At 53.1% G+C, this 5,442-nt stretch carries 6 protein-coding genes and 1 pseudogene; 6 read left to right on the top strand and 1 reads right to left on the bottom strand.

What is annotated here, in order from left to right; all coding sequences use genetic code 11:
* The 3 genes and pseudogenes from OB13_RS10440 to OB13_RS10430 all read left to right on the top strand — a co-directional run.
* Positions 1-152 (top strand): annotated as a pseudogene (locus tag OB13_RS10440) (NAD(P)H-dependent oxidoreductase); the annotation flags it as partial.
* Between the two features lie 72 nt (positions 153-224).
* Positions 225-926, top strand: a complete 702-nt coding sequence (locus OB13_RS10435; RefSeq protein ID WP_461490107.1) for a DsbA family oxidoreductase — start codon at positions 225-227, stop codon at positions 924-926.
* 52 nt (positions 927-978) lie between these two features.
* Positions 979-1,995, top strand: coding sequence for an LLM class flavin-dependent oxidoreductase (locus tag OB13_RS10430; protein ID WP_461490106.1), 1,017 nt, complete (start codon positions 979-981; stop codon positions 1,993-1,995).
* A gap of 138 nt (positions 1,996-2,133) precedes the next feature.
* Here OB13_RS10430 and OB13_RS10425 read toward each other — a convergent pair whose 3' ends face one another.
* Positions 2,134-2,736 carry a hypothetical protein gene (locus tag OB13_RS10425; protein WP_461490105.1) on the bottom strand — a complete coding sequence of 201 codons (603 nt, stop codon included), beginning with the start codon at positions 2,734-2,736 and terminating at the stop codon, positions 2,134-2,136.
* Positions 2,737-3,030: 294 nt separating this feature from the next.
* On the opposite strand from OB13_RS10425, the gene OB13_RS10420 reads away from it, so the two are divergent.
* The 3 genes from OB13_RS10420 to hflC all read left to right on the top strand — a co-directional run.
* The gene (locus OB13_RS10420; RefSeq protein ID WP_461490104.1) at positions 3,031-3,411 is read left to right on the top strand and encodes a GerW family sporulation protein; all 381 of its coding nucleotides are present in this window, start codon (positions 3,031-3,033) and stop codon (positions 3,409-3,411) included.
* A 326-nt stretch (positions 3,412-3,737) separates the two neighbouring features.
* A complete protein-coding gene (gene hflK, locus OB13_RS10415) occupies positions 3,738-4,709 on the top strand; it encodes an FtsH protease activity modulator HflK (protein WP_461490103.1) in 972 nt (323 codons plus the stop codon).
* Between the two features lie 3 nt (positions 4,710-4,712).
* On the top strand, positions 4,713-5,442 hold a 730-nt coding region (gene hflC / locus OB13_RS10410), incomplete at its 3' end, for a protease modulator HflC (protein WP_461490102.1).

Raw genomic sequence — 5,442 nt, 5'->3', positions numbered from 1 at the left:
CAGCAGCACTTGACAAGCTACTGAACCTGAACGAGAAAGGCCTGCGAAGCGTTACCCTGATGCCACTCGGTTACCGGGACGCGGAGAACGACTGGCTGGCAGCCCTGCCGAAAGTAAGAAGACAAAAAGAGAAGTTCTTTATTGAACAATAAGTATAGTACGTACCAAGGCCGGCAGGCACCCGGAAACAGCGGGGCCTGCCGGCTTGATTTTAACAGAAGATCATGGAAAAGCAGAAAATAAAGATTGACATTTTTTCAGACATCAACTGCCCCTGGTGTTATGTAGGCGAGCGTCGTTTGAAGAAAGCCATAGAAAGCGTGGATAGCACCTATGACTTTGATCTGAACTTCAAAGCCTACGAGCTGAATGCCAACATCCCGCAGGAGGGTATGACCCGGCTGGACTATTTCAAAGGCAACTACGGCGATCAGATCCTGTCCCAGATTGATGTGATGGACAAACGCATGAGCGAAGCTGGTGCCGGAGAAGGCATCGAGTTCAATTTCTCATCCGACATGACGGTGAACAATACCTTCAACGGTCACCGGCTGATCTGGCTGGCCGGCGAGTGCGGCGTGCAGGAAGCTGTTGCCGGAGCCTTGTTCAAAAGCTACTTCACCGAAGGAAATAACATGAACGACACCGCGCTGCTCACGCAAGTAGGTATAGCGCATGGGATACCGGCCGAACGGCTGGAAGGCTTTTTTGAAGGAGAAGAAGGCATAAAGGAAGTGCGGGAGATGGAAGCTTTCGCTAAGTCAGCCGGCATCACGGGCGTACCCGCTTTTGTCATCAACGATCAATTCCTGGTAAGCGGGGCACAACCTTCCGAGACTTTCCTGAATGTGTTTCAGCAGGTGGCCCCTGCCCTCCAGAAACTGGACATAGAAGGCAGCAGCTGCGGCGTGGACGGGTGCTGCTAATCGGCAGAAAACCCTTACCTGTACAAACTGATCAACAAACTTAATCTTAGAAATGGGAAGTAACAGCAAAAAGCTAAGCGATATAAAATTATCTGTACTGGACCTGGTGCCCATTCGGGAAGGAAAAAGTATATCCGATTCCTTCCAGCACAGCCTGGAGCTGGCACGGCATGTAGAGCGCCTGGGCTATACCCGTTTCTGGATGGCCGAGCACCACAACATGCCGGGTATAGCCAGTTCGGCTACCTCCGTGCTGATCGGCTACATTGCCGGAGGCACCTCCACGATACGGGTAGGTTCGGGGGGCATCATGCTGCCCAACCATGCCCCGCTTGTGGTGGCCGAGCAGTTTGGTACGCTGGAGTCCTTGTACCCGGGCCGGATCGACCTGGGACTGGGCCGCGCACCGGGCACCGACCAGGTAACGGCCATGGCCCTCCGCCGTGACCTGCAGGGTTCTGTCGAAGATTTTCCGGCGCATGTGTCGGAACTGATGCAGTACCTGAGCTCTTCCAACAGCACGGCACGCGTCAGGGCCGTACCGGGTGAGGGACTCGATATTCCTGTGTGGCTGCTGGGCTCGAGCACTTTCGGCGCGCAGCTGGCAGGTATACTGGGCCTGCCGTATGCGTTTGCCAGCCATTTTGCACCTGCTGCTCTGCAGGTAGCGCTCAAGGTATACCGCGACAGCTTCCGGCCATCCGAAACGCTTAAGGAGCCTTACGCCATGGCCTGCGTGAATGTGGTGGTAGCCGACACCGACCAGGAAGCCAACCGCCATGCCACTTCCCTGTATACTTCTTTCCTGAACGTGATCCGGGGAAAAGCGCTTCCTTTGCAGCCTCCGGTCGAGGATATGGAAAGCTTGTGGGATGGCTCGGAGAAATACGCCGTACAGCAAATGCTCCGCTATTCCTTTATCGGCAGTCAGAAAACCGTTCAGGAAGAAATGCAGGCCTTCCTGAACGATACACAGGTAGACGAGATCATGGTATCGGCCGGCATCTATGATCCTGCTGCCAGGCTTCGCTCCTATGAGTTGCTGGCAGCCCTTAGCAAAAAGGTATAAGTTAGGTATAGCTCCCCGATCCCGATCACTTCGATCCGGACACATAATACTCATAAATAGAAAGGCGCAGGGATGTATTTCTGCGCCTTTCCTTTGTTGCTATACCTGATCGGCCACCCGGAGCCAATCCGGTACCCCTTATTGACCTTCTTTGGCTTTGGGAGGACTGATCATGATGTGGGCGCCGTGTGTACCCGGGTACATGATCCAGGGCATGGCGGGCCCCTCCGGCTTCAGCGGCAACCCGGTGCTCTCGGCCGTGGCGTACGGGATATAGACGACGTAGCGCAGATACCCCTCCTTTACTTCACCGTTTGCCGGGTTGTAGTTTTCATCGGAAGCCGTGTAGACAAACAGAGAAGCAGGTTGTTTCGGCAGCGAAAGCTTTCCGCTTTTAGCTTCCTTTTCGCGGGTATCAAAGATCTCTTTGGTATCTTTTCCTGCCTGCCGCAGTTCGCGTCCGCGGGCCATGAACGGCTCCAGGTCGCGGTGGTAGCAGGATACCGACAAGCCTTCTTCCTTGGGGTCATCGGCCAGGCAGATCAGCTCGTTGGTGCCCTTTCGCAGCAGCACCAATTCGCCTTTGGGGTTGTAACCATATACAGCGGCTCCCTTTTGCTTTTCCGACGGAACCGCCAGCATAGCGGTTTTGATCTGCACTTCGGCTGCAGGTATAGTGGTTTGTGCCTGCGTGCTGATTCCCGCCACAAGCAATGCCAGAACTAGTAGTGTTTTTTTCATGCCTTTCTATCTTGATTGAAGTTATGCATTCCGGTATGCTTCTGCTTAACGAAATAAAACCAATCCGGGTAAACTAAAAGGATGTTGCTTCTAACCTGCCCGCTAACGCTCTTCATCCGGATTCAGGCGATCGGCTACCCTTGGCTACCCCTTGTTTTGACTTTTAAACGTATATTTTATAAATTAAGCAATATTATTACCAAAGCCTACGGGATAAGCCTGGTCGGTATTTTAGTAAAAACGAACACGCAGCATACAACAACAAGAGGCAGGAACGCGGTAAACAAGCTAAAAATGGAAAATTCACGGGAAGATAACCTGAACAGTCAAAGTTCATTTGTGGAACGGCTGGCTCAGAAATTAGGCATTTCGGCGAACGCAGGTTCTATTTATGGGGAGCCGGTCGAGCGCGACGGCGTGACAGTGATACCGGTCGCCAAGGCCATGTATGGCTTTGGAGGAGGAAGCGGCAAAAAAGCTGGAGAAGAAGGCACTGGAGGTGGAGGCGGCGTATCCATCACACCCATCGGGTATATCGAAATAAAAGACGGCACCACGCGCTTCCGATCCATCCGGGACGCTCAGATGGTGATGAAAATTATTGCCGTCAGTGGTTTTCTTGCCCTGCTGACGGCACGAACGATCGGCAAAATGCTGCGCCGGCAGAGGCGCTAAACCGCGCAAGCCACTTTTATAGACTTTAATATAAGGTCATACATTTCCTGACCAGGTATAGCGGAGTCTTGCAACCGGTAGGTATACGGCTCCAGGTCCTTGCCTCTCTCATGCCGGGTTGCACCTGGCACCCAGCCTTTCTACAGAAACTCCCTTGCCGGATTCACAGAAACCTTAAGCACCTATACCTGTTCCTGCGCTACCGACGTGTCAGAATTACAAAACCAGGTATAGCGGCAAACCAGCCGAAAGCCACGCCGGCAGGTGTTAGGCCTTGTAAGATTTTTATATTATCTTGACAAGAGATAACCAATTGCCCCGCACCCATGGCAGAACCCAACTACCGGCTTCAACACTACATGTTCCTGTTGAGCAAGCACTTCCGCAAGATTCTTCTTGGACTGGTGCTGCTCATCCTCCTGTTCACCTCGATCAAAACAGTTGGCCCCGAAGAAGAAGGCGTCGTGCTGTATGTCGGACAATATAACCGTACCGTAGAACCCGGTCTCAGTTTTATTCTTCCTTTTGGCATAGAAGAGATGAAAAAGATCCCGGTACAGCGGCAGATGAAGCAGGAATTCGGCTTCCGGACCGTCGCCACCGGCAACAGTTCGGAATACTCGAAAGAAAACTTTTCAGACGAATCCCTTATGCTGACGGGCGACCTGAACCTGGCCAATGTAGAGTGGGTGGTACAGTACCGGATCGTGAATTCCTTTCATTACCTGTTCCAGGTGCGGGATGCCGATAAAGCCCTCCGGGATATGTCAGAGTCTGCGATGCGCAAAATAGTGGGCGACCGCACCGTAAACGAAGTGCTCACCGTGGGCCGCCAGGAAGTAGCCTCCAGTGTGGAGGTGCTGCTGCAGCGTATGTGCGATGAATACGAGAACGGTATCCGGATAGACCAGGTGGTGCTGCAGGATGTCAACCCGCCCGAGCCAGTCAAGCCCTCTTTCAATGCGGTGAACCAGGCTCAACAGGAACGCGAGACGCTCATCAACCAGGCCGAATCCGAATATAACCGCATCATTCCGCGTGCCCGTGGCGAGGCCGATGAAACCGTCCAACTGGCCGAGGCTTATGCGCTCAAAAGAGTGAATGCGGCAACCGGTGAAGCAGCCCGCTTCAACTCCCTGTTTGAAGAATATGTAAAAGCGCCTGAGGTTACCAAAAAACGCATCTACCTGGAAACGATGGAAAGGCTTTTGCCCAAGATCGGTGACAAGGTCATTGTCGATGAAAAAGGCAACAACGTCCTGCCGTTGCTCAACCTCAACCAGCCTGAAAAGAAATAACCCATGAACACCCGAAATATACTCTCGCTCCTAGCTGCCGTATTGCTTTTGACGCTTGCCTTCACCAGCATCTTCGTACTCGACGAAACGCAGCAGGCCATTGTTACCCAGTTCGGCAAGCCTGTCGGAGCACCCCGTACCCAGCCCGGGATTCATTACAAGATTCCCATCATCCAGAAAGTGCAGTTCTTCGACAAGCGCTACCTGGCCTGGGACGGCGATGCGAACCAGGTACCGACCAAGGACAAAAAATTCATCTTCGTGGATACTTATGCCCGATGGCAGATCACCAATCCGCTGCAGTTTTTCATCCGTCTGCGCGACGAGCGTTCCGGTCAGTCGCGGCTTGACGACATACTCGATGGCGAAACCCGCAACGCGATAGCCAGCCACGACCTGCTGGATATTGTACGCTCTACCAACCGCGAACCGGAGGTGTCGGACGAGATCATGGAAGACCTGGAAAACCTGGATGACATCACTGTAGGAAGAGACAAGATAGAAGCGCTCATCCTGAAGCGGGCCAATGAAAGAACCACAGACCTGGGCGTCCGGATACTGGATTTCCGTTTCAAGCGCATGAACTATGTGGACGAAGTAAGGGACCGGGTATACGACCGCATGAAAAGTGAGCGTAACCGCATCGCGGATCAGTTCAGGTCGGAAGGACAGGGCGAGGCCCGCAAAATACAAGGTAACAAGGAGCGCGACCTGGCTAAGATACAGTCTGAGG

The sequence above is a fragment of the Pontibacter sp. HJ8 genome, from assembly GCF_054824225.1.
This window is presented reverse-complemented; position numbering and strand designations above follow the sequence as displayed.